The following is a 24,264-nucleotide window of genomic DNA, read 5'->3' as shown; positions in this document are numbered from 1 at the left end:
GCACAGGCGTTTCCATGTGACGCGGGTTCCCTGCCCGCGTCTTTTTTCACCTCCAGGAGCAGCACGATGGGCATCGATTCCGCATCTTCCGGCGGCGTGTATCCGCTGCATCACGGCGACCACAATTCGCATAGCGTGCCGCCGACCATCAATCCCGTCGCGCTGAGCCACGGCCGCGACCAGCCGTTCTTCGATCCGGTCGCGTACGGCAACGGCCCCGACGACTCGGTGACCGACACGACCGAAGCGGCCGCGATCACGCATCACACGATCCTGATCGGCGGCAAGCGGATCGCGTACACGGCGACGGTCGGCCATCTCGTGACGGTCGATCCGAGCAGTTCGCAGCCGGCCGCGAAGATCTTCTACGTCGCCTTCACGGCCGACGGCGCGAAGGAGGAAACGCGGCCCGTCACGTTCTTCTACAACGGCGGGCCCGGTTCGTCGTCGGTGTTCGTGCTGCTCGGCTCGTTCGCGCCGAAGCGCATCAAGACGTCGATGCCGGGGTTCACGCCGCCGGCGCCGTACCAGATCGAAGACAACCCGGACAGCATGATCGACCACAGCGACCTGGTGTTCATCAATCCGGTCGGCACCGGCTATTCGGCGGCCGTCGCGCCGAACAAGAACCGCAATTTCTGGGGCGTCGACCAGGATGCGGATTCGCTGAAGCAGTTCATCAAGCGCTACCTGACGAAGAACAATCGCTGGAATTCGCCGAAATACCTGTTCGGCGAGTCGTATGGCACCGCGCGCAGCTGCGTGCTCGCGTACAAGCTGCACGAGGACGGCGTCGACCTGAACGGCGTCACCCTGCAGTCGTCGATCCTCGACTACCGGCAGGCCGGCAACCCGGTCGGCACGCTGCCGACCGCGGCGGCCGACGCGTGGTATCACAAGAAACTCGGCATCAAGCCGGCGCCGGCCGATCTTGGCGCGTTCATCGAGGAAGTCGCGCAGTTCGCGCGCACCGATTACCTGAAGGCGTTGCGCAACGTCCCGCATGCCGACCCGGCCGCCGTGCGGAAGCTGTCGGACTACACGGGCATCGACACGGCGACGCTGCAGACGTGGGGGCTCGACATCGCCGGTTACAACGCGCGCGGCAATTCGCTGTTCCTGACGACGCTGCTGCACGCGCAGGGGCTCGCGCTCGGTTCGTACGACGGCCGCGTGACGGCGATCTCGACCGGTATCGCGGGCAAGATCGATCCGAACTCGGGCGGCAACGATCCGACGATGACGGCCGTGACGGGCGTCTACACGGCGATGTGGAACAGCTACCTGAACGAGCAGCTGAAGTTCACGTCGAACTCCGCGTTCACGGACCTGAACGACCAGGCGTTCCAGAACTGGGACTTCAGCCATATCGACCCGACCGGCGAGCAGCAGGGCATCGACGCGAAGGGGAACGTGATCCTCTACACGGCGGGCGACCTCGCCGCGGTGATGGCGCTGAACGTCGACCTGAAGGTGCTGTCGGCGAACGGCTTGTACGATTTCGTCACGCCGTTCTACCAGACCGTGATCGATCTGCAGCAGATGCCGCTCGAGGATCAGAAGGTGCGGCAGAACTTGTCTGCACGCTTCTATCCGTCGGGGCACATGGTGTATCTCGATGGCGGGTCGCGCACCGCGCTCAAGCGCGATCTCGCGACGATGTACGACGCGACGGTGAGCGACACGGGCGCGCGACTGCGGATTCGCGCGCTGCAGGCGAAGAAGACGGGCGGGCACGCGTAGCGTCGCCCGTCGTGCACGTGCCGCGCGTGACCGCTATGGTTCGCGCGGCGCGGTTTGACTTACGTGGTCGACTTACGCGGTCGGCCAGTCGAACGGCGTATACGGCAGCGCGCGCTTGTGGCGCGAACCGTCGTAGAAGCGCAGCACCGTTTCGTACACCGAGTCGGCGACGGTCTTGCCTTCGAGGAAATCGTCGATCTCGTCGTAGGTGACGCCGTATGCGTGCTCGTCGGGGCGCAGCGGACGCAGTTCCTCGAGGTCGGCGGTGGGCACCTTCATCACGATCAGTTCGTCGCCGCCGAGCGCGCGGGCGACCGCACGCACGCGGCGCTTGCTCAGGCCGGCAAGCGGAAGCACGTCCGCGCCGCCGTCGCCGAATTTCGTGAAGAAGCCCATCAGCGATTCGGCCGCATGGTCGGTGCCGATCACGATGCCGCGCCGCGCGCCGGCGACCGCGTACTGCGCGATCATGCGCTCGCGCGCCTTGATGTTGCCGTGCACGAAGTCCTGCTGCGCCGGGGTTTCGAACGCATGGCCGGACGCGACGAGCGACGCGAGCATCGCGTCGGCGGCGGGCTTCACGTCGACCGTGAACGTCTCGTCCGCGCGCACGAACGCGAGCGCGCGCTGCGCATCGGCTTCGTCGTTCTGCACGCCGTTCGGCAAGCGCATCGCGATGAAGCGGGCATCGTAGCCGCCGGCGCGCAACTGTTCGACCGCCAGCTGCGCGAGCCGCCCGGCCGTCGACGAATCGACGCCGCCGCTGATGCCGAGCACGTAGGTCCGCAGGCCGCTGGAACGAAGGTACTGCGCAAGGAAATCGACGCGCCGGGCGATCTCGGCGTCGACGTCGAAGTGCGGGGCGACGTTCAGTTCGGCAATGATCGCGCGTTGGCGGCTGGCGTAATCGGCGGATGTCATGAGGGGTGGTTCCGGAACGAAATGCGAGGCGCCCATCATAAGCGCAATCGCGGCGCGGCGCCGCGCCGGGCATGCGATCCGGCGGCTTCGCGTTGCATCGGCGAGACGCGGTGCATCGTCATGGTGCAGCGTGCGCGGCGGTGCACGCTGGCGTGCCGGCGGATGCTTCGTTTCGATGCGGGGTGGGACGGCGTTTCCTGTCGCCTGACCGCCTGCGTTAGCGCCGCGCGAGCACGACACCGACCAGCGCAAGTGCGAAGCCGCCGAGTTGGACGGTCGCGAGCGTTTCGCCGAACAGCAGGTAGCCCTGCAGCGCGGCGAGCGGCGGCGCGAGGAACAGCAGCGACGTTGCGCGCGCCGCGTTGCCCCGCCGCAGCATCCACATCAGCATCGTGACCGCGCCGCCGGACAGGAACACGACGCCCCACACGAGCGAGATCCACAGCGCCGGCGCGCCGATCCAGCGCGTTTCATGCAGCAGCACGACGAAGACGGCCGCGACGATCGCCGCGCCGAGGTTCTGCACGGCGACGGCCGTGCGCAGGTCGTTCTGCGCGAGCTTGCCCTTCTGGTACAGCGAGCCGGCGGTGATCGAGCCGACCGCCAGGATCGATACGGTCACGACGAACCACGCGGGCGCGGCGCCCGGCGGCGGCGCGACGCCGCCCGCGACCTTCGGCGCGAGCACAAGCGCCACGCCGGCAAGCCCGAGCGCCATCCCGAGCCAGCCGCGCGCGGGCAGTCGCTCGTTGAACAGCGGCACGGCGAGCACGGCGGTGGCGAGCGGCTGCAGCGCGCCGAGCAGCGCCATCACGCCCGCATTCAGCCCTTGCGCGACGGCCCAGTAGCTGGCGCCGAGATAGACGCCCTGCAGCAGCGCGCCGGCGATCAGGTGGCGCGGCCATTCGCGGCGGGCCGGCCACGGCGCGCGCGCGACGAGGGCGACCGCGCCGAACAGCGCGGCCGTGCCGGCGAAACGCGCAAGCAGGAACAGGTTCGGATCGGCGTAGGGCTTGATTGCCCGGGCGACGATGAAGCCGGTGGACCACAGCGCGACGAAAGCCGCGGCGACGAGCGAGGTAAACATGCGTGGCGGGCCGCGATACGGCCGGACGAATCGTGAAGTCGGTCAGTATCGGATGAAGCGGTGCCGCCGTCTTGTCGGATTCTGCACTCGGGCGTCGCGCGTGCGGGATGCATGCAGCGGCCATGGGCCGCGCCGCTGCTGCGGTGCAAGCTGCGGCCGCGGACGCGATGCGTCGCAAGCGCGCGCTAGCGTGCCGGCCGTTCGATCAGCGGCGGGCCGGCTGAAAGGGCCGCCGCATGAAAGCGCGCCGTGGCGCGGGCAAAGGAACGGAGATTCGTCGAGCCAGCCGTCCGGTTATTACCCGGCCGGGCGAAAGGGCCGCCGCATGAAAGCGAACCGTGGCGCGGGCAAAGAAACGGAGGTCAATCGAGCGAGAACGTGTCGAGCGGCTGGTTGGCGCGCGCGTCGGTCGCGAAGCGCGCGGCGAGTTGTTCGTACAGCCGGCGCGCTTCGTCGAGCGTCAGGTCGATCCAGTACGGATCGCCGGCCCCGTCGTTGAGTCGTTCCGGCGAAAACTGGATTTCGAGCACACTGCCTTTGCGATACATTGCGCAAGCCCCTTGATGGTCTGTCGTTAGGCGAAGCGCAAAGTGTAGCAACCGCTTGCCGCGCCGATTCGCGCGCATCCGGCAATACAGAATTTCGCTGGCGTGAAACGCGGCCGCTGCCGGACGCGGCGCCGTCAAATGACAGTCAAACGGCCGTAATACAATGGCTGGCTTACCCATTACGAGTCGCCTCGGGCGCATTGCGATGCTGGCGGAACAACGTCATCAATACATTCTGTCGGAGCTCGGCCGCTCGGGCGCGCTGTCGGTTGCCGAACTCGTGCGCTCGCTCGACGTGTCGCGCGAGACCGTGCGGCGCGACCTGAACGCACTCGCGGCGCGCGGCCTGCTCGTGATGACGCACGGCGGCGCGCTGGCGGCGGACCGCCGCGAGCCGAGCTTGTCCGAGCGTGAAGCGGCGAACGCCGAAGCGAAGCGCACGATCGGCCGACGCGCGGCCGAATTCGTGCCCGACGATGCCTCGGTGCTGATCGACTCGGGCAGCACGCCGCATGCGGTGGCGCTCGCGCTGGCCGACCGGCACCGGCTGTCGATCTATACGAACGACTGGCGCACCGCGTTCGTGCTCGCGCGCCGCAACGGCAATCGCGTGACGCTGCTCGGCGGCGAACTGTCCGACGACGAGGACGCGACGTTCGGGCTCGATACGATCCAGCAGCTCGCGCAATACCACGTCGATTTCGCGTTCGTCGGTGCGGGCGGCATCACGGCCGACGGCGACTGCACCGACTACTCGCGGCTCGCCGCCGAAGTGCGCAGCCGGATGATCGCGGCGGCCGGCACGGCGATCATCGTCGCCGATCATTCGAAGTTCGGCCGCGTGACGCCGGTGCGGATCAACGGCACGGCGGCCGCGCGCTACCTCGTCACCGAGCGCATGCCCGACAAGGCCGTGCGCCGCGCGCTGGCCGCACGCGGCATCGAGCTGCTCGTGTGCGACTGACCGACTGACGCGGGCCCGACATACAAGGTTCATCGAACGGTCATCGCCCGGGAAGAACCGCCGTCAACACTGACCCATTCCTCTCTTTCGGCCGAAACGCCAGGAGCACGAATGACCGTCAGCGTACGCAGCTATCTTTCCCCCACCCTGGTCCTGCTGGCCTTCGACTGGCCGGAGGCGGCGTCGCGCGCCGATTTCCTCGGCTTCGCAATCCGGCGTACGCCGGGCTTCTGGTCGGCCGACGGCAAGATGCGGGCGCCGAACAGCTGGCTGCCGAACCGGCTGACGTTCGACGGCCCGGCCGCCGACACGCAGGGCGACGCGCCGACCGACCAGGCGCCGATCCAGAAATTCATGTGGTGGGATGCGCGCATCGATCCGCCGGATCGCGATGCGTCGTTCCGCTATGACGTCTTTCCCGTCGTCGGCACGCCGGCGAACCTGCAGGTGCTCGATGCGGAGGCCGGCGTGTGCGATGTCGTGCTGCCCGCGCATAGCGTCGACGGGATCGGCACCTGGTTCAACCGCGCGGTGGTGAGCTCGCAGGCGTTCGCGAAGCAGGTCGCGGCGCTGGGTCTCGCGCCGGGCGCCGCGCCGAGTGACGCGCAGGCGCTGAAGTTGCGCACGTGGCTCGCGAACGACATGGAGCAGGTGTTCGCGGAGATGCTCGACCCCGCGTCGCGCGCGGTGTCGGCCGTCTATCACCTGACGGACCCGCGGTGGGCGCTGCCGGCATTCGAGGCGTTCGGACGCCGGCACGGCGAAGCGTCGCTCGCGATCGTCTACGACGCGCACACGACCGCGCGCAAGGGCAAGCCGGCGCTGCCGTCGCCGAACCAGCCGGCCGTCGACGCGCTGCAGGGCCTCGCGACGCTGGCGCCGCGCGACCGCACGCGCATCATGCACGACAAGTTCATCGTGACCGACGCGCCGGGGAATGCGATGCCCGCGCGCGTGCTGACCGGCTCCGCGAACTTCACGACCGAAGGGCTGACGGAACAGGCCAACGTGCTGCACGCATTCGATTCGCCGGCGCTCGCCGCGCTGTACAACGAGCGCGCGCATGCGCTGGCCGCGAATCCGTCGATCGCGGAGACGGCGCGGCTGTCGTCGGGCTGGTCGGCGCCGTTGACGGTGGGCAGCGCGCAGGTGCGCGTCGCGTTTTCGCCGGAGCCGGCGGGGGAGCGCACCGAGATCGATACGATCGTCGCCGCGATCGCGGCCGCGAAGCATTCGGTGTCGTTCTGCCTGTTCATGCCGACCGACGCGGCGCTGCGCGACGCATGCTTCGCGGCCGGCGACCGCGGCCTGATGATGTTCGGCCTGGTGAACCGCATCAGCGCCGGCAGCGCGACGAAGGCCGATGCCGCGCAGCACGACGGCCAGTCGCTCGATGCGGCGACGCTCGCGAACCTCGAGCTTTACCATCGCCAGCGCGATCGTCGCGACGTGATCGATGCCGCATATTTCTCACCGGCAACGGTGCCGCAGGGTTTCGAGCCGGAGCTGCGCCTCTTTCCGGGCGAACCGGCGCCCGCCTATCCGCCGGTCGTGATCCACCACAAATTCATCGTGATCGATGCGGAAGGCGCGAACCCGATCGTCTATACGGGCTCGGCGAACATGAGCCGCAATTCCGAGCAGTACAACGACGAGAACCTGCTCGAGATTCGCGACACGCGGATCGCCGCGATCTATCTCGCGGAATTCCTGCGGCTCTACGAGCACTATCGCGCGCGGGCGCTGGCGATCGAGACGAAACGGCACGGCGCCGGTTCGCATCGGCAACTCGCGCTCGCGCCGGATTCGAGCTGGGCGAAGAAGTATTACGTGGCGGGGAGCCCGGAAGAGAAGGCGCGGATCGCGCTGGCGTCGACTGCGCCGACGGACTGACGCGCGATGCGTGGGGCATGACGCATGCGCTCGGCCGGAAGCGCGACGTGCTTCCGGCTCATGCCGGTTGCACGCGTCGTGATGTCGTTCGGCTTTCGGGTGGAATCGCGCAGATGCGCGCGGCGCGACTACGCGGCGACGTAGCGCAGCACCGAGTCGGCGATAGTCTCGCGATGCCGCGCGCGCAACCGCGGCGCCGACGGATCGCGGCCGAACGCGGCGCCGAACGTGTAGCGGTTCGACACGCGGTGGAAGCAGAACGAGCTGATCAGCAGGTGCAGGTCGAACGCGTCGATGTCCTTGCGGAACGCGCCGCTCGCGGCGCCGCGCTCGAGCAGTTCCTCGAGCGTCTTGATGATGCTGACGTTGCGGTTCTTGAACGACTTCAGCTGTTCGAGATACTTCGCGCCGTGGATGTTCTCGATCGACACGAGGCGCACGAAATCGCGATGCTTGTCGTGATAGTCGAACGTGAATTCGACGAGCCGGCGCATGCCTTCGCGCGGCTCCATGTCGCCGACGTGCAGTTCCTGCTCGAGCGCGCGGATGTCGCCGTACACCTTCTCCAGCACGGCCTCGTACAGGCCTTCCTTGCTTTCGAAGTAGTAGTAGAGCATGCGCTTCGTCGTGTTCGTACGCTCGGCGATCGCGTCGACGCGCGCACCGGCGAGGCCCATCGCGGAGAACTCCTGCGTGGCGACGTCCAGGATGTTGCGCTTGGTTTGCTCGGGATCGTATTTGCGCCGCGCATCGGTCGCAAGCGCGCGGCTTTCGGACGTGACGGCCTTGCTTGCAGCTTTCATGTGACTTTGTTGTGCGTTCGCGGCGGCATGAAAAAATCATTCTAGCATGCAGGAAATCGCCATCCTGCCGACTCGCCGCTCTAATCGACGGCGCGGTTTCGGCCGCCGCCGCGGCGGTTCAGCGCCGGCACGACGCGAGTGCGTCGCGGGCCTGATACGCGGTGTACGTGAGCTGCGCGGCGGCGAGGCCCGCGAGCCCGAACGTGCGCGTGAGGCCGAACGCGGCGAAGCCTTCCGGCACCGGCCGCTCGCCGGCCAGCGCGGCGGCGAGCGCTTCTCCGGCGACGGTGGTCGGCGCCATCCCGTGGCCGCCGAACGCGATCGCGTGCCACACGCCGTCCGCGTCGCGCCCGATCTGCGGCATCTTGTGCCGCGCGTAGCTCATCAGCCCGCCCCACGCGTATTCGACCTTCACGCCGTCGAGTTGCGGATACACGCGCAGCAGGTCGCGCCGCAGCAGCCGCGCGATCGCGTCGGGGCCGCGGTCGAGCACCGAGATGCGGCCGCCCCACAGAATCCGCGTGTCCTTCAGCGGACGGTAGTAGTCGAACGCGAAACGCGTGTCGTAGATCGCGTACGGCGCATCGATCGCGTCCGGCAGCCGCGTGCCGAGCGGCTCGGTCGCGATCACGTAGGTCGCGATCGGCAGCACCGCGCGCTCGATGCGCGGCGACACGCCGCGCGCATAACCGCCGCCGGCGAACACGACGTCCTTCGCACGCACCGTGCCCTGCGCCGTGCGCACGACGTAGCCGGCGCCTTCGCGCGCGATGCCGAGCGCAGCCGAGCGTTCGTACACGCGCGCGCCGCCGCGCGACGCGGCCGCCGCGACGCCGAGCACGTACTTGAGCGGATGGAAGTGGAACGCGTTCGGCTCGAACAGGCCGCCGTGATAGCGCTGCGTCTTCAGCCGCGCGCGCAGCGCGTCCGTCGCGACGGGTTCCCAGTCGACGTTGAATTCCTGCTTCATCAGCGTGCGCACGCTGTCGAGCCGCGACGGATCGTCGAACCAGTTCGCGAGCATCACGCCCTCGTCGACGATGTCGCAGTCGATGCCGTAGCGGGCGATCCGCGCGCGGATCAGCTCGACCGCATCGACGGTGAGCCGGTACAGGCGACGGCCTTCGTCGCGGCCGAGCGCGCGCAGCAGGTCCGCGTTGTCGAGGCTGTAGCCGCCGAACACGAAGCCGCCGTTGCGGCCCGACGCGCCGAAGCCGACCCGTTCGCCGTCGAGCACGACGACATCCTGCACGCCGCGCTCGACGAGACCGAGCGCGGTGCACAGGCCGGCGAGGCCGCCGCCGACGATGCAGACCTGCGTATCGATCGGGCCGGTCAGTTGCGGGTAGGGCTGGCGGGTAACGGTGGCTTCGTAGAAATTCTGCATGCGGTTTCGGTGACTCGTAACGGCGGAAAAACAGGCGGCGCGCGTCGATCTTGCCTGAACGCGCGCGCCGCGTCGAATGGGGTTTTCAGCGCAGCGGCCGTCGCGCGCGGGCGGCGGCCGCTGCGTTACCGGAATGACCGGGCTCGCCGGGCTTACCGGACGTCAGGCGCCCGGCGTCGGGTTGGCCGGGCTGGCGACAAAGGCCGGATAGCCGGCGTCGACCTTCTCCGGGGTGTCGGGCGTCGCGTTGCGCTCGATCCACGGCGCGATCTCCATGTCCTCGTAGCGCACCAGGCGGCATTTGCGCACCAGCGCATAGCCGAGCCAGATCGCGAGGAAGAACGGCACGCCGATATAGGTCGCGGCCACGCTCGCCCAGTCGATCTTGCTGCCCATGAACGCCTGGTAGTCCTGCCCCAGCGCGACGACCGCGCACAGCACGAACGCGAAGATCGGGCCGAACGGGAACCACTTCGCGCGATACGGCAGCTGGTCGAGGCGGTAGCCCTGCTTCAGCAGACCCTTGCGGAAGCGGTAGTGGCTGATCGCGATGCCGAGCCACGTGATGAAGCCGGCCATGCCCGATGTGTTCAGCAACCACAGGTACACCGTCTTGTCACCATACAGCGACGTGAGGAAGCAGAGCGCGCCGACTGCAGTGGTCGCGTACAGCGCATTGCGCGGCACGCCGCCCGGCGACAGCTTCGCGAACAGCCTCGGCGCGCGGCCTTCGACCGCGAGGTTGTAGAGCATTCGCGTCGACGCGTACATGCCCGAGTTGCCGGCCGACAGCACGGCCGTCAGGATCACCGCGTTCATCACGCCGGCCGCGACCGCAAGGCCTGCGTGGCGGAACACCAGCGTGAACGGGCTCACGCCGATGTCGGTCACGTCGCTCTTCAACAGGCTCGGGTCGGTGTACGGAATCAGCACGCCGATCACGATGATCGCGAGCACGTAGAACAGCAGGATGCGCCAGAAGATCTGGCTCACCGCGCGCGGGATCGTCGTGCGCGGATTCTCCGATTCGCCGGCCGCGACGCCGATCATTTCGGTGCCCTGGAACGAGAAGCCCGCGATCATCGCGACGCCCATCAATGCCGGCAGGCCACCGGCGAACGGCGCGTCGCCGATCGTGAAGTTGGCCCAGCCCGCGCTCGGGCCGCCCTGCAGAATGCCGAAGATCATCATCACGCCGACGCCGAGGAACGCGACGACGGTCAGCACCTTGATCAGCGCGAACCAGTATTCGGCTTCGCCGAAGCCGCGCACCGACAGCGCATTGAGCGCGAAGATCAGCGTGAGAAACAGCGCGCTCCACCAGACGCCCGGCACGTGCGGAAACCAGTAGTGCATCACGAGCTGCGCGGCGACGAGTTCGACCGCGAGCGTGACGGCCCAGCTATACCAGTAGTTCCAGCCGATCGCGAAGCCGAAGCCTTCGTCGACGAACTTCGAGCCGTAGGTCGCGAACGAGCCCGACACCGGCATGAACGCGGCCATTTCGCCGAGGCTCGTCATCAGGAAGTAGACCATCAGGCCGATCAGCATGTACGCGACGATCGCGCCGCCGGGGCCGGCCTGGGAAATCGATGCGCCGGACGCGACGAACAGGCCGGTGCCGATCGAGCCGCCGATCGCGATCATCCGCAGATGGCGCGCCTGCAGGCTGCGGTGGAGGGACGGTTTCGCGGGACGCGAGCCGGACGGGGCAGGGGAATCGGGGCGGGCATCTGAATGCATGGGCGGTGCTGGGCGCTGTCTCCGGAATTGTTTTTGGCCACGAAGCGCCACCCGTCGCCGGCCGCCGGCCGGACAGCGGCGGTTCCGCGCGGCCCGGTTCGGGCGAACCGCGGGGCGCGATGCGCGTCGCGTTCGTCTGTCGTCCGGCCGCATGTCGGGCGGCCGTCGTCGCGCCGGGTGCGGAGCACTTCGACGCGACCCGATTGTGTGGGGCCCGAGCACGCGCGGCAAACGATATTTCCGCACAGGGTAATGCCGGATAGTCATCAAGTCGGGGTGGCCGGCAACGCGGCGGCCGGCCCCGTCACGGGCTTTGGACAAGTCTCATGCCGTTACGGAAAGCGGGGGATTCGTCCCGCCAGGGTGTTGCGCTTTCGGAATGAAGTCGTGAGTTAATATCAATAGCGGGCCGACTTGTGGCCACCGACAATGTGCCTCATGGATCGTGCGTCGCGAGGCGACGGCGTGCCGGTCGGCCGGGGTTGCGGCGACGGCGCGCGGGCGATGCGCCGCGCGGCGCGTCGGGCCGGCCGGGGCGCGCATCCGCTTGCACAAGGCGCGCGAACGCGCTCCAATCGAATCACGCGGGCGGCGTCGCCGCCGCACCGATCAATCTGTCCCTGAAGAGGAAGTGATGCAATTCAACGACATTCTTGCTGCGCTCGACATCGATCTCGCCCGGTGGAAAGGCACCGCGCTGACCGCGCGTTCGCCGCTCGACGGCGCGACGCTCACGACGCTGGCGGTCGATTCGCCCGCCGACGCCGAGCGCAAGATCGACGCCGCGCACGACGCATTCCTCAAGTGGCGCACGGTGCCCGCGCCGGTGCGCGGCGAGTTCGTGCGCGTGTTCGGCAACGTGCTGCGCGAGCACAAGGCCGAGCTGGGCCGCCTCGTCACGCTCGAAGCCGGCAAGATCACGTCGGAAGGCCTTGGCGAAGTGCAGGAAATGATCGACATCTGCGATTTCGCGGTCGGCCTGTCGCGCCAGCTCTACGGCCTGACGATCGCGTCGGAGCGCCCGGGCCACCGGATGATGGAAACGTGGCACCCGATCGGCGTGTGCGGCGTGATCTCGGCGTTCAACTTCCCGGTCGCGGTGTGGGCGTGGAATGCGGCGCTCGCGTTCGTGTGCGGCGATTCGGTCGTGTGGAAGCCGTCGGAGAAGACGCCGCTCACCGCGATTGCGTGCCACGTGCTGCTCGAGAAGGCGATCCGCGAATTCGAGAAGACCCACCCGGGCGTCGCGCCGCAGGGCCTGAGCCAGCTGGTGCTCGGCATGCGCGATGTCGGCGAGGTGCTGACGTCGTCGAAGAAGGTGCCGGTGGTCAGCGCGACGGGCAGCGTGCGGATGGGCCAGGAAGTCGCGAAGGTGCTGAGCCAGCGTCTCGCGCGCGGCATCCTCGAGCTCGGCGGCAACAACGGGATGATCGTCGCGCCGAGCGCCGACCTCGACCTCGTGGTGCGCGCGGTCACGTTCGCGGCGGTCGGCACGGCCGGCCAGCGCTGCACGACGCTGCGCCGCCTGATCGTGCATCGCAGCCTGGTCGAGCAACTGCTGCCGCGCATCGAGAAGGCCTATGCGTCGGTGAAGGTCGGCAACCCGCTCGAGGAAGGCACGCTCGTCGGCCCGCTGGTCGACCGCGCGTCGTTCGACGCGATGCAGAAGGCGCTGGCCGATGCACGCGAGCAGGGCGGCGAAGTGAAGGGCGGCGAGCGCGTCGACATCGGTCACGCGGATGCGTACTACGTGCGTCCGGCGATCGTGCGGATGCCGAAGCAATCGGCGGTGGTCGAGCGCGAAACGTTCGCCCCGATCCTGTACGTGATGATCTACGACAACTTCGACGATGCGATCGAACTGCACAACGCGGTGCCGCAAGGCCTGTCGTCGGCGATCTTCACGAACGACATGCGCGAGGCCGAGCAGTTCATGTCGGCAGCGGGCAGCGATTGCGGGATCGTCAACGTGAACATCGGCACGAGCGGCGCGGAGATCGGCGGCGCGTTCGGCGGCGAGAAGGAAACGGGCGGTGGCCGCGAGTCGGGTTCGGATGCGTGGAAGGCGTATATGCGCCGTGCGACGAACACGATCAACTACAGCCGTCAGCTGCCGCTCGCGCAGGGCGTGAAGTTCGACGTGTGATGGGCGGCGCCCGGCAGGGCGCCTTGGCGGTCAAATGAACAGGGCCGGTTGCCGCGGAAGCGGTAACCGGCCCTTGTCGTTTCCGGTGATGCGTGTGCTACGAGGATCGACCAGCGTGCAGCCGCGGGTTCGCTTCCGGCTCGTGCTGCGGGGAATTCTCGAGCGTCGGCATGTTCTGCACGACCAGCATCTGCGGCGTCGACAGCGTGATCTGCGCCGCGCGCAACTGCTTCAGGATCTCGAACAGCAGGTCGCTTTTGGTCGAGGCCGCGATCCGCGGGCTCGCCACGTAGCCCGTCACGCTCAGCGTGATCCCGTCCGGCGCCAGCTGGCTGAACGTGACCGACGGCGCCGGCTTGTCGAGAATCGCCGGGTGTTCGCGATACGCATCGAGCAGCAGGTCGCGCACCTGCACGGGATCGGTGTTCAGCGGGAACGTCAGCGTCAGCGTCGCGACGCCTTGCGTGCTGTTGCCCATCGTCACGTTGCGCACGTTCTGCGAGATCAGTTGCGAGTTCGGCACGATCACGGTTGAACGATCGCTGAGCTGGATCTCGGTCGCGCGCACGTTGATGCGGCGGATGTCGCCTTCGACGCCCGCGATGCTGACCATGTCGCCGACCTTCACCGGCCGCTCGGTCAGCAGGATCAGCCCCGACACGAAGTTCTTCACGATCTCCTGCAGGCCGAAACCGATACCGACCGACAGCGCGCTGACGATCCACGCGAGGTTGCTCCACCGGACACCGAGCAGCCCCAGCGTCATCAGCACGAGCAACACGTAGCCGACGTTGGTGAACAGCGTGACCAGCGACACGCGCATGCCCGCGTCCATGCCGAGCGCCGGCATGAATTCGTTGTCGAGCCAGCGGCGCACCGAGCGCAGCAGGTAGAAGCCGATCGCGAACCCGATGACGGCGTTCAGGATCCGGTCGGGCATGATGTTCAGGCTCTGCAGCCGCTGGCCGCCGATCATCGCGATCGCGCTGTCGAGCAGGTCGCTCGGCGTCGTGCCGAAGCCGCCCGTCACCAGCGCGATGGCCGCGACCAGCATCAGCAGGCTCGTGCCGAGCCCGGACACGACGGTGTGCGCCTGCTCGAGATGCCGGTCGTCGAGCGCGAACAGGTGCTTGATCTGCTTGCCGCTCGACAGGTTCGCGGAGAACAGGCTTTCGCTCGCGTCGCGCGTGAGCTGCGTCAGGATGTAGACGCTGCACAGCACGATCTCGAACCATACGAGCTCGTACGTGATGAAGCGCGCGACCGTGATGTAGCCGATCAGCAGCGCAACGAGCGACACGACGATCGCCAGCGTGACGCCCGCATGGATCAGCCCCGCGAGCGTCGACCGCTCCTCGGGCGCCTCGCCGGATGCCGCGAGCGCGGTGCGTACGCGGTTCGCGCGCAGGATCGACGCGCCGACGGTCAGCGCGACGACGAGCGATACGATGCCGCGGCCGAGCAGCGTGACGGACAGGCTGGTATCGACGATCCGGTTGATCGATTCGAGCGTGCCGGACATCAACAGCAGCGCGGCCAGCACGCCGGGGAACGGCCGCATCGCGAGCGCGACGGGATCGGCGAGCGCCGGCAGCCGCCACGACGGATGCTTGGTGCAGAGCAGCGCGCGGCCGAGGCCGGCGATCAGCGCGCAGGTCACGGCGAGCTTCGCGAACTGGTCCCACAGATCGCTCATCGACGGCGTGAGCTCGTAGTGGCGCGCGAGCGCGAGATAGAGCACCTGCACGGCGACCGCGGTCGCCAGCAGCGTCGAGAATGCGGTCGCCAGCGCCAGTGCGCTGCGGCGCAGCCGGGTGGGCGGCAGACGGTTCAGGCAGAACCACGCGAGCCCGCGCTCGACGAGGCGGCGGCCGCCGAGCCACACCGCGAGCGCGGCGATCAGCAGCAGCGTGGTGATGGCGCGCTGGCCGGGTGTCCACGACGAGCGCAGCATGTCGCGCAGTTCGTCGTTGAAGTCGTCGAGGCGCTGGACATCGTCCGGCGACAGATGGAACAGCGGCAGCCAGAATTGCGCGCCGAAGATGCTGCCCGAACGGAACGCGAGCTGATTGCGCAGCAGGCTGCGGTGCAGTTTCGCGAACTGGTCGTTCAGGTTCGCCAGGTTGGCCTTCTGGTCGGCCGCCTGCTTCAGCGCCGCTTCGATCTGCGTCTTGCGCGCGTTCAGCGTCGCCCGCTGCTGCGCGACCGCGGGCGTTTCGGGCGACGCGCCCGGCGCCGGCGGCGGGCCGAGCACGTCGAGCTGGGCCTGGATCTGCGTGCGCTGCGGCGCGAGCTCGCTCTGCAGCTTCTCGACATCGGCGCTCAGTTCCTGCGTTGCTTCGCCGAGCCCGTCGAGCTCCTTGCTGTTGGTCGCGTTCGACGTCTGCTGCTTGATGCGGTCCTGTTGCACCTGCATCTGCTTGAGCTGCGCAACCGCGTCGCTCAGCGAGATGGTCGGCACGGGGACGCCGACGCCGCTCGCGCTCGGCGCGGATGCGGCGCCCGGAAACGCCGACGCGGTCGCGAGCGCAGCGAACTGCAGCAACGCGAACAGCGCGATCCGGCGTGCGTAGGTGGAGAGTCGTTGTATGGACATGGAATGCTTACGTTTTGCCGACAATGTCGAGCGCCGAAAGGCGCCGGAAGCCGGGAGTTTGGCCCCGTAGCATGTTACCGGGGTGCGGCTCGAACGAAATTCGAACAGATATGCGCGAATTCCGCCGGCGGGGCGTCAGCGGCTGCGCTCGAAACGGCCGCTCGCGCCCGTGGCAGCAGGGCGAACGCCGATTTTGCCGAAGCCGGGAAGCGGTGTTTCGACGATGCCGCGCGCTCGATCAGCCGGATCGATGGTTACGAAAGTTACATACTCCAGCGCGCGGATGGCGTGCATAAACGGGGATCGAGTGCGTGGGGCGATTGTCGATTCCGGCGCGTTGTCGCCGGCGACCGTGCTTCAACGATTGATGTGCTCGGTCGCTCGCGTCGCTAAAATGCGCAAAGCCGCTTGCCAATGCCCTCTGCTAGCGCCAAGACAATCAATAATCCGGAGACTCGCCCCCATGGCATCGACCGTGCCTGATCCCGCTTCCGTAGCGGACACCTTTCGAACTGCCCCCATCGACGCCGGCTCGATTTCAGCCCGCCTCGACCGCCTGCCGCCGACCCGCAGCGTCTGGAAGCTCGTCGTGCTGCTGAGCCTCGGCTTCTTCTTCGAACTCTACGACCTGCTGTACAGCGGCTACATCGCGCCGGGCCTCGTGAAAAGCGGGATCCTGTCCGCGACGACGCACGGCCTGTTCGGCACCACGGGCGTCGCGAGCTTCATCGCCGCGTTGTTCTCCGGCCTCTTCATCGGCACGATCGCATGCGGCTTCCTCGCGGACCGCTTCGGCCGCCGGGCGATCTTCACGTGGTCGCTGCTGTGGTACACGGCCGCCAACGTCGTGATGGCGTTCCAGGACACCGCGGGCGGATTGAACTTCTGGCGCTTCGTCGTCGGTCTCGGCCTCGGCGTCGAGATGGTCACGATCGGCACGTATATCTCCGAACTCGTGCCGAAGCAGATCCGCGGCCGCGCATTCGCATGCGAACAGGCGGTCGGGTTCGTCGCGGTGCCGGTGGTCGCGTTCCTCGCGTACCTGCTCGTGCCGCATGCGCCGTTCGGTCTCGACGGCTGGCGCTGGGTCGTGCTGATCGGCGCGCACGGCGCGCTGTTCGTGTGGTGGATTCGCCGCGCGTTGCCGGAAAGCCCGCGCTGGCTCGCGCAGCAGGGGCGCATCGAAGAAGCCGACCGCATCATGCGCGCGCTCGAGGCGAAGGTCGAAGCCGAATACGGTCGGCCGCTGCCGCCGCCCGCGCCGCCCGAGCCGGTGCCGCCGCGCGGCAGCTTCCGCGACATGTGGGTGCCGCCGTATCGCAGCCGCACGATCATGATGACGATCTTCAACGTGTTTCAGACGGTCGGTTTCTACGGCTTCGCGAACTGGGTGCCGACGCTGCTGATCAAGCAGGGCATCACGATCACGTCGAGCCTCATGTATTCGAGCGTGATCGCGCTCGCGGCGCCGCTCGGTCCCCTGATCGGCCTCGTGATCGCCGATCGTTTCGAGCGCAAGTCGGTGATCGTCGCGATGGCGGCGGCGATCGTCGTCTGCGGGCTGATGTTCAGCCAGACGACGGTGGGCGCGTTCCTGATCGTGCTCGGCATCGGCCTCACGCTCGCGAGCAACATCATGTCGTACAGCTTCCACGCGTACCAGGCCGAACTGTTCCCGACGTCGATCCGCGCACGCGCGGTGGGCTTCGTCTACTCGTGGAGCCGCTTCTCGGCGATCTTCTCGTCGTTCGTGATCGCGGCCGTGCTGAAAGGCTTCGGCACGTTCGGCGTGTTCGCGTTCATCGCCGGCGCGATGGTGATCGTGATGGCCGCGATCGGGCTCATGGGGCCGCGCACCAAAGGCATCGCGCTCGAAGCGATTTCGAAGTAGGGATGGCGGGTGGGGCGCTCGTGTGTTGGGTACGGCACGCGAGCGCGGCGTTGCGAAAAACGCGCAACATAACAGCCTGCCATGCGGCGAAGAAGCAATCGGCAACGAGTTGAAACAAAGCGTGACGAAGCGCAAAACTGCCGTCAAACCGGGGGTTCGGCCCTGCGGATCGTCATCCGCGCGGGTAGAATGAAAGACCTGACGACTCATTAGCCGCCATCGTGCCGAATGCGTTGTACCGCGAACGGCTCCACCGCGAAGAGGCGTCGGCGCCGAGGCATGCGATGCCTGCGGCGTGTCGATGGCTCGCGCGGAAGACGCGCCGTTCGCCCTGTGCGGCGGCCGGATCGGCCGATGGCCTCGATCGTATGATGCTTTCCGACCTGACGCGGTTGCTGCCCAAGCCGCGTTGCCGTACCCTCGCCGTCGCCGCGTCCATGTGGCTCGCGGCCGCGCTCCCAATCTCCGTGCTTGTCGAGCGGTCAGCCTTTGCCGCGTCCGACGTGCCGTCGTCTGGTGCTACGTCATCCTCATCAACTGCATCGCCAACGCATCCGGCTTCGGGGGCGTCTGCGCCGTCGGCAGCAATGCCGTCGTCTGGTGCATCCGCCGTGCATCGTGCTTCGTCGGCCAACGGGGCGTCTGCGGCATCCACCGTGAATCATGCTGCGCCGACCAACGGGGCATCGGCGGCATCGGGCGTGCATCGTGCTGCGCCGACCAACGGGGCATCGGCGGCGTCCGCCGTGAATCATGCTGCGCCGGCGAGCGGGGCATCAGCGGCATCTGCCGTGAACCATGCTGCGCCGGCCAACGGGGCATCGCCGGCATCTGCGGTGCATCGTGCTTTGCCGGCCAGCGCGGCATCAGCAGCATCCGCCGCGTCCACCGCATCGCCGGCGTCCGCGGCATCGCCCGCATCGGCCGCTTCCGGCACGCCCGCGAGCGAAGCCGAGGCTCCCGCGCCGACGCCGCCGCGCCGACACGCGCCGCTGTCGGCCGACGAAGCAAAGAACGCAACCGCGCGAGCGGTCGACATGCACAAGGACTTCACGCAGGAAGTCACGCGGCGCCTGAACGTGCCCGCGAGCGAGCAGCGCGCGTACGGCGTGCGCCTTCAGAAAGCCCTCGCCGATGCGAACCTCGGCGACCTCGCCGGCGAGTACATCGTGATGGTCGACCGCGCGCCGAACGTGCAGGCGTTGTTCATCTACTTCCGCGCGACGCCGACCAATGCGTGGCTGATGATCGGCGCGTCGCCGGTCGGCACCGGCTGGCCCGGCAAGTACGATCACTTCCTGACGCCGCTCGGCGTGTTCCATCACTCGCCCGACAACATGGACTTCCGCGCGGAAGGCACGACGAACGACAACGGCATTCGCGGCTACGGCCACCGCGACATGCGCATCTACGACTTCGGCTGGGTGGATGGCGAGCGCGGTTGGGGCAAGGGCGGCAAGTCGCCGATGCGTTTCCAGATGCACGCGACCGACCCCGACCGCCTCGAGGCGCTGCTGGGCATTCGCCACTCGAAAGGCTGTGTGCGAATTCCCGCGTCGCTGAACACGTTCCTCGACCGGCACGGCATTCTCGACGACGACTATCAGGCGCGCGTCGAAGCCGGCAAGTCGCTGTGGGTGCTGCGCCACGATCGCGACATCACGCCGATCGCCGGCCGCTATCTGGTCGTGATCGACAGCGCGCGCAAGACGCGTCCGGCATGGTCGCCGGCGCCGGGGCGCAATGCGTGGTCGAAGTTGCCGAAGAACGGCGACACGGCGGACTGACGGTAGCCGGTCCGCCACTGGGGAGGCGGCCGGATAAGAATAAATCCGTTTTATCGACACATAAGAAAAGCAAACTTTTATTATCCGATCGCGATTCGTATAGTCGAGTCCGGTTTCGCGGAAAACCTGCCGCGCCCGGACCCTCACCGACCCTACGACCCGCATGAAAACTCTCTACAAGCTCGCTCCGCTCGCGATGCTCGGCGCCTTCGCGACCCATGCCGGTGCGCAAAGCAGCATCACGCTGTACGGTCTCATCTCGGCCGGCGTCGGGTACGCAACCAACCAGGGCGGCAAGAACGCGTGGCAGGCGCTGTCCGGCACGAACCAGAATCCGCGCTGGGGGCTGAAGGGCAAGGAGGATCTCGGGCAGGGGCTGTCGGCGATCTTCCAGCTCGAGAACGGCTTCAACGTGATGACGGGCACGGCCGCGCAGAACGGCCGCGAGTTCGGGCGCATGGCCTACGTGGGCCTCGCCGACCGCACCTACGGGTCGCTGACGTTCGGCCGCCAGTACGATGCGATCCACGACTACATCGGGCCCGTGATCATCGCGAGCAACGGCGTGAACATCGGCGACAACGACAACGGCTACAACGACATCCGCGTGCAGAACTCGGTGAAGTACGTGAGCCCTGTCTACTACGGCCTGAAGTTCACCGCGCTGTACGGCTTCAGCAACGCGACGGGCTTCGCGAACAACAGCGCGTACAGCTTCGGTCTCGGCTACGAGCGCGGCCCGCTGCGCTGGAGCGTGGTCTACGCGCAGTACAACCATCCTTACAGCAGCACGAATCAGGACGGCGCGATCGCGAACGACTATGGTTCGCCGCTGCTGATCTTCGCGAAGAGCGCGATGTCGCCGGCGGTATTCGCGAGCCGGCAGCGTATCGCGGGCACGGGCGGTTTCTACACGATCGGCCGCGCGCAGTTCGCGGCGCTGTTTACCGACGTGCGCTACGATTACCTCGACAATTCGCATCTGCACCTGCAGAACGTCGGCGTGAACGTCGTCTATACGATGACGCCGCAGCTCTTTCTCGGTGCCGCGTATGCGTTCACGAACGGCAAGTACGACGTGATCGACAAGCGGCCGAAATGGCATCAGGTGAACCTGCAGGCCGACTACTTCCTGTCGAAACGCACCGACGTCGCGCTGACGGTGATCGCACAGCAGGCGGCCGGCGACGCGGATCACGCGCAAATCTTCGCGTACGCACGCTCGACCGGCACGCGCCAGATGATGGCGACGCTCGGCGTGCGGCACGTATTCTGAGAGCCCGACCATGACCCATCCGATCGCATCCCGCCGCACCTTCCTGAAACTGTCCGCCGCGTTGGCCGGCACCGCGCTGCTGCCCGAAACGGGCGCGTTCGCGGCCGGCGGCGACGCCGCGCGGCGCACGGTGATCATCGATACCGACCCGGGGCAGGACGACGCCATCGCGATCCTGTTCGCGCTCGGCGCGCAGGACCGCCTCGACGTGCGCGCGCTGACCGCCGTGGCCGGCAACGTGCCGCTCGAGCTGACCGAACGCAATGCGCGGATCATCCGCGACTGGGCCGGCCGCACGCAGACGCTGCCGGTGTTCGCGGGTTGCCCGCGCCCGCTCGTGCGCGAGCTCGTGACGGCCGCGAACGTGCACGGCAAGACCGGCCTCGAAGGTGTCGCGCTGCACGAACCGCGCGCGCCGCTCGCGGCCGGGCATGCGGTGTCTTACCTCGTCGATACGCTGAGCCGCGCGGCGCCGAACAGCGTGACGCTGTGCGCGCTCGGCCCGCTGACGAACATCGCGACCGCGCTGGTCGAAGCGCCGCAGATTCGCGGCGCGTTGCGCGAGATCGTGCTGATGGGCGGCGCGTTTTTCGAGCGCGGCAACATCACGCCGGCCGCGGAGTTCAACATCTACGTCGATCCGCAGGCGGCCGAAATCGTATTCGGCAGCGGGGTGCCGATCGTCGTGCTGCCGCGCGACGTCGCGGTGAAGGCGCCGATCACGCCGGCGCGCGTCGCGCCGTTCCGTGCGCTCGGCAACCGCTGCGGCGCGATCGTCGCGGACATCATGGACGCCGAGCTCGCGTACAACAGGAAGCGGCGCGGTGTCGACGACGGGCCGATGTACGACCCGACGGCGGTCGGCTATCTCGTCGATCCGACGCTGTTCAACGGACGCAAGGTGAACGTCGTCGTCGAGACGACCGGGCAGTGGACGCTCGGCGAGACGGTGATCGACTGGAACGGGCGCAGCGGCCGCGCGCCGAATGCGACGTGGATCAACGAGGTCGACGCGGACCGCTTCTACGCGACGCTCGCCGAGCGCATCGCGAAGCTGCCCTGAAGGCGACGTGACGCAACGCGACGTGCCACGCACCGAACCGGATCAGATGTGCTTCGCAATCCACTCGCGGCAGGTGCGCACGTGCGGGCCGCGATCATCGGCGGCGAGCGAGATCAGCGAGATCGCACGCGTGACGCGCGGTTTCTCCACGCGCAGCGCGACGAGTTCGGGATCGTGCAGATGCATCGTGTAGAGGCTCGGCAGCACGGCGGTCGCGAGGCCGTTGCGCGCGAGCGCGTACAGCGGCTCCGTGTATTCCATCCGGTACGCGACGTTCAGGCGCAGCTTCGCGGCGCCGCCGGTGCGATGCAGCGACTCGCTGACGCTGCCGCGCACGAACACGGCCAGCTCGCGGTCGACGAGCTTCGCCCACGTGACGCTCTTCGCGCCCGCGAGCGGATCGTCGTGCCGCACGACGATCACGATCTCGTCCTCGAAGAGCTGCCGATAGTGCAGCGTGCCGTCGTCGCTGTCGGGTTCGCGCACGCCGATGCCGAGATCCGCGACGCCGTCGCGCACGGCTTCGACGAGTGCGCTGTTCGGCAGATCGGTGAGCGTGAAGCGCAGCGCCGGATGCGTGCCGCGCAGTGCGTTGAGCGCGGGCAGCAGGCGGCCGGCGACCGACGGGATGAACGCGATGCGCACCGTCTGGATGCGTTCGCCGATGAGCCGCGTCATGTCGTCGAAGGTGCCGCGCGCCTGGTTCAGCAGCCGCTCGGCGAGCGGCAGCACGGCCTCGCCGGCGGAGGTCAGCGTGAGCCGGTGCGCGGTGCGCGCGAACAGCCGCCCGCCGAGCAGGAATTCGATCTGGCGGATCGACGCGGTGAGCGCGGGCTGCGTGAGCGACAGCGCCTGCGCGGCCTGCGTGAAGCTGCGCGCGTGCGCGAGGACGACGAAGTGCTGGACCTGCCGCAGCGTGAGTGCGGGTAACAGCGACGAGCGGTCGGACGACATCGGGCAATAACGGTCGGGTGCGGTACGCGGCAGTATAGGGCCGCGCCGCGCGAACCGACACAGGACAATAATCGGAATCACAGGAGAACCACCATGTCAGCGACTGACACGATGCCGGCGCGTACGCCGGCCAACTGGCTCGAACGGCGCTTCGCGCTCGCGGCGCGCGGCACCAGCGTGCGCACCGAGACGCTCGCCGGCATCACGTCGTTTCTCGCGGCCGCGTATCTGCTCGTCGTGATCCCGTCGCTGCTCGCGACCGGCGGGATGGAGCGCGGCGCGGCGACGACCGCGACGATCATCGTGTTCGTGCTGTTCACGACGCTGATGGGCTTCTACGCGAACCTGCCGTTCCTCGTCGGCCCCGGCATCGGCGGCTCGGTGATCATCGGCGTGACGCTCGCGACGACGGAACACGTCGGCTGGCAGACGGGCCTCGGCATCGCGTGCGTATCGGGCGTGCTGTTCTTCCTGCTGACGATCTTCGGCGCGCGCGGCGTCGTGATGCGGCTGATTCCGGTGCAGATCAAGCTCGGGCTCGGCGCATCGATCGGCCTGTTCGTGACGATGCTCGGGCTGCGCAATGCAGGGATGGTCGTCGCGAACGCGAAGACCAATGCGTTCGCGCTCGGCGATTTCTCGCGGCCGGGTGCGCTCGTCGCGCTGATCGGTCTCGCGGTTGCGATCGTGCTGCAGGCGCGCAAGGTGCCCGGCGCGATCCTGATCGCGATTCTCGCGGCGGCTGCGGCCGGCGTGCCACTCGGCGTCACGCATCTGCCCGCGTCGTTCGTGTCGCTGCCGCACAGCATCGCGCCGATCGCGTTCAAGCTCGACCTCCGCGGCGCGTTGACGTTGGCGGCCGCGCCGTACCTGTTCGCATTCTTCGCGGCGGAATTCTTCTCGACGCTCGGCACCGCGCTCGCGATCGGCGCGAAGGCGAACCTGCTCGACGAGCAGGGGAACCTGCCGAACATCAATCGGCCGTTCCTGGTCGACTCGCTCGCCGCGACGTTCGGCCCCGTGTTCGGCATTCCCGCGCTGACCGCGCTGATCGAATCGGCGGCGGGCGTCGAGGCCGGCGGCCGCAGCGGGCTGTCGTCGCTGGCGGCGGCCGTGCTGTTCGCCGCGATGCTGCTGTTCGTGCCGGTCGCGCTCGCGATCCCGAAGGAGGCTACCGCGCCGGCGCTGATCCTGATCGGGCTGTCGATGTTCGCGACGATCCGCCATACCCACTTCGACGACTTCACCGATGCACTGCCCGTGATGTCGATGGTGCTGCTCACGCTGATGTCGAACAGTTTCGGCACCGGCATCGCGGGCGGGCTGCTGTGCTACGTGCTCGTCAAGCTGCTGGCCGGCCGCTGGCGCGACGTGTCGTGGGGGCTCGTCTTGCTCGCGCTGCCGCTCGGCTACTACTTCTGGACCGTCGTGAAGCCGCACTGAGAGACGCTTTTCACGACGC

Annotated in this window: 18 protein-coding genes; 9 read left to right on the top strand and 9 right to left on the bottom strand. The window is 67.9% G+C overall.

The window, feature by feature from the left end; translation table 11 throughout:
* Positions 1-66: 66 nt before the first annotated feature.
* Positions 67-1,743 carry a S10 family peptidase gene (locus BAMB_RS23210; protein WP_011659600.1) on the top strand — a complete coding sequence of 559 codons (1,677 nt, stop codon included), beginning with the start codon at positions 67-69 and terminating at the stop codon, positions 1,741-1,743.
* Positions 1,744-1,815: 72 nt separating this feature from the next.
* Here BAMB_RS23210 and nadE read toward each other — a convergent pair whose 3' ends face one another.
* From nadE to BAMB_RS23195, 3 genes are all read right to left on the bottom strand, one after another.
* Positions 1,816-2,664, bottom strand: a complete 849-nt coding sequence (gene nadE, locus BAMB_RS23205) for an ammonia-dependent NAD(+) synthetase (protein ID WP_041491533.1) — start codon at positions 2,662-2,664, stop codon at positions 1,816-1,818.
* A gap of 217 nt (positions 2,665-2,881) precedes the next feature.
* Positions 2,882-3,751, bottom strand: coding sequence for a DMT family transporter (locus BAMB_RS23200; protein WP_011659598.1), 870 nt, complete (start codon positions 3,749-3,751; stop codon positions 2,882-2,884).
* Positions 3,752-4,113: 362 nt separating this feature from the next.
* The gene (locus tag BAMB_RS23195; protein ID WP_006752380.1) at positions 4,114-4,299 is read right to left on the bottom strand and encodes a hypothetical protein; all 186 of its coding nucleotides are present in this window, start codon (positions 4,297-4,299) and stop codon (positions 4,114-4,116) included.
* Positions 4,300-4,504: 205 nt separating this feature from the next.
* Here BAMB_RS23195 and BAMB_RS23190 point away from each other — a divergent pair, with 205 nt between their 5' ends.
* Together BAMB_RS23190 and BAMB_RS23185 are read left to right on the top strand one after the other, a co-directional pair.
* Positions 4,505-5,263, top strand: a complete 759-nt coding sequence (locus BAMB_RS23190; protein WP_012366855.1) for a DeoR/GlpR family DNA-binding transcription regulator — start codon at positions 4,505-4,507, stop codon at positions 5,261-5,263.
* 111 nt (positions 5,264-5,374) lie between these two features.
* A complete protein-coding gene (locus BAMB_RS23185) occupies positions 5,375-7,156 on the top strand; it encodes a phospholipase D-like domain-containing protein (protein ID WP_011659596.1) in 1,782 nt (593 codons plus the stop codon).
* 128 nt (positions 7,157-7,284) lie between these two features.
* Here the strand turns inward: BAMB_RS23185 and BAMB_RS23180 are convergent, their stop codons facing one another.
* From BAMB_RS23180 to BAMB_RS23170, 3 genes are all read right to left on the bottom strand, one after another.
* Positions 7,285-7,959 carry a TetR/AcrR family transcriptional regulator gene (locus tag BAMB_RS23180; protein ID WP_011659595.1) on the bottom strand — a complete coding sequence of 225 codons (675 nt, stop codon included), beginning with the start codon at positions 7,957-7,959 and terminating at the stop codon, positions 7,285-7,287.
* Between the two features lie 118 nt (positions 7,960-8,077).
* Positions 8,078-9,346: an NAD(P)/FAD-dependent oxidoreductase gene (locus tag BAMB_RS23175; RefSeq protein ID WP_011659594.1), complete on the bottom strand. Its 1,269-nt coding sequence runs from the start codon at positions 9,344-9,346 to the stop codon at positions 8,078-8,080.
* Between the two features lie 162 nt (positions 9,347-9,508).
* Positions 9,509-11,089, bottom strand: a complete 1,581-nt coding sequence (locus tag BAMB_RS23170) for an amino acid permease (protein WP_011659593.1) — start codon at positions 11,087-11,089, stop codon at positions 9,509-9,511.
* Between the two features lie 634 nt (positions 11,090-11,723).
* On the opposite strand from BAMB_RS23170, the gene amaB reads away from it, so the two are divergent.
* Positions 11,724-13,235: an L-piperidine-6-carboxylate dehydrogenase gene (gene amaB / locus BAMB_RS23165; RefSeq protein ID WP_011659592.1), complete on the top strand. Its 1,512-nt coding sequence runs from the start codon at positions 11,724-11,726 to the stop codon at positions 13,233-13,235.
* Positions 13,236-13,332: 97 nt separating this feature from the next.
* On the opposite strand, the gene BAMB_RS23160 is transcribed toward amaB, so the two are convergent.
* Complete coding sequence (locus BAMB_RS23160; protein WP_011659591.1) at positions 13,333-15,831, bottom strand: DUF3772 domain-containing protein; 2,499 nt, start codon at positions 15,829-15,831, stop codon at positions 13,333-13,335.
* Positions 15,832-15,966: 135 nt separating this feature from the next.
* Positions 15,967-16,125: a hypothetical protein gene (locus BAMB_RS35490; protein WP_158380542.1), complete on the bottom strand. Its 159-nt coding sequence runs from the start codon at positions 16,123-16,125 to the stop codon at positions 15,967-15,969.
* A 169-nt stretch (positions 16,126-16,294) separates the two neighbouring features.
* Here BAMB_RS35490 and BAMB_RS23155 point away from each other — a divergent pair, with 169 nt between their 5' ends.
* The 4 genes from BAMB_RS23155 to BAMB_RS23135 all read left to right on the top strand — a co-directional run bounded on the left by BAMB_RS23155 (position 16,295) and on the right by BAMB_RS23135 (position 21,848).
* Positions 16,295-17,722, top strand: coding sequence for an MFS transporter (locus tag BAMB_RS23155; RefSeq protein ID WP_011659589.1), 1,428 nt, complete (start codon positions 16,295-16,297; stop codon positions 17,720-17,722).
* A gap of 368 nt (positions 17,723-18,090) precedes the next feature.
* Positions 18,091-19,509, top strand: coding sequence for a hypothetical protein (locus BAMB_RS34305; RefSeq protein ID WP_408580302.1), 1,419 nt, complete (start codon positions 18,091-18,093; stop codon positions 19,507-19,509).
* Between the two features lie 163 nt (positions 19,510-19,672).
* Positions 19,673-20,785, top strand: coding sequence for a porin (locus BAMB_RS23140; RefSeq protein WP_011659587.1), 1,113 nt, complete (start codon positions 19,673-19,675; stop codon positions 20,783-20,785).
* A gap of 10 nt (positions 20,786-20,795) precedes the next feature.
* A complete protein-coding gene (locus BAMB_RS23135) occupies positions 20,796-21,848 on the top strand; it encodes a nucleoside hydrolase (protein ID WP_011659586.1) in 1,053 nt (350 codons plus the stop codon).
* A 42-nt stretch (positions 21,849-21,890) separates the two neighbouring features.
* Here the strand turns inward: BAMB_RS23135 and BAMB_RS23130 are convergent, their stop codons facing one another.
* Entirely contained in the window at positions 21,891-22,802 is a 912-nt protein-coding gene (locus BAMB_RS23130; protein ID WP_011659585.1) for a LysR family transcriptional regulator, read from the bottom strand.
* Between the two features lie 93 nt (positions 22,803-22,895).
* Here BAMB_RS23130 and BAMB_RS23125 point away from each other — a divergent pair, with 93 nt between their 5' ends.
* Positions 22,896-24,245, top strand: a complete 1,350-nt coding sequence (locus BAMB_RS23125; protein ID WP_011659584.1) for an NCS2 family permease — start codon at positions 22,896-22,898, stop codon at positions 24,243-24,245.
* The last annotated feature ends 19 nt before the right edge of the window (positions 24,246-24,264 follow it).

This window comes from Burkholderia ambifaria AMMD, assembly GCF_000203915.1.
Taxonomy (GTDB): domain Bacteria; phylum Pseudomonadota; class Gammaproteobacteria; order Burkholderiales; family Burkholderiaceae; genus Burkholderia; species Burkholderia ambifaria.
Note: the sequence above shows the minus strand (reverse complement) of the source record. Positions and strands in the feature narration are given on the sequence as shown.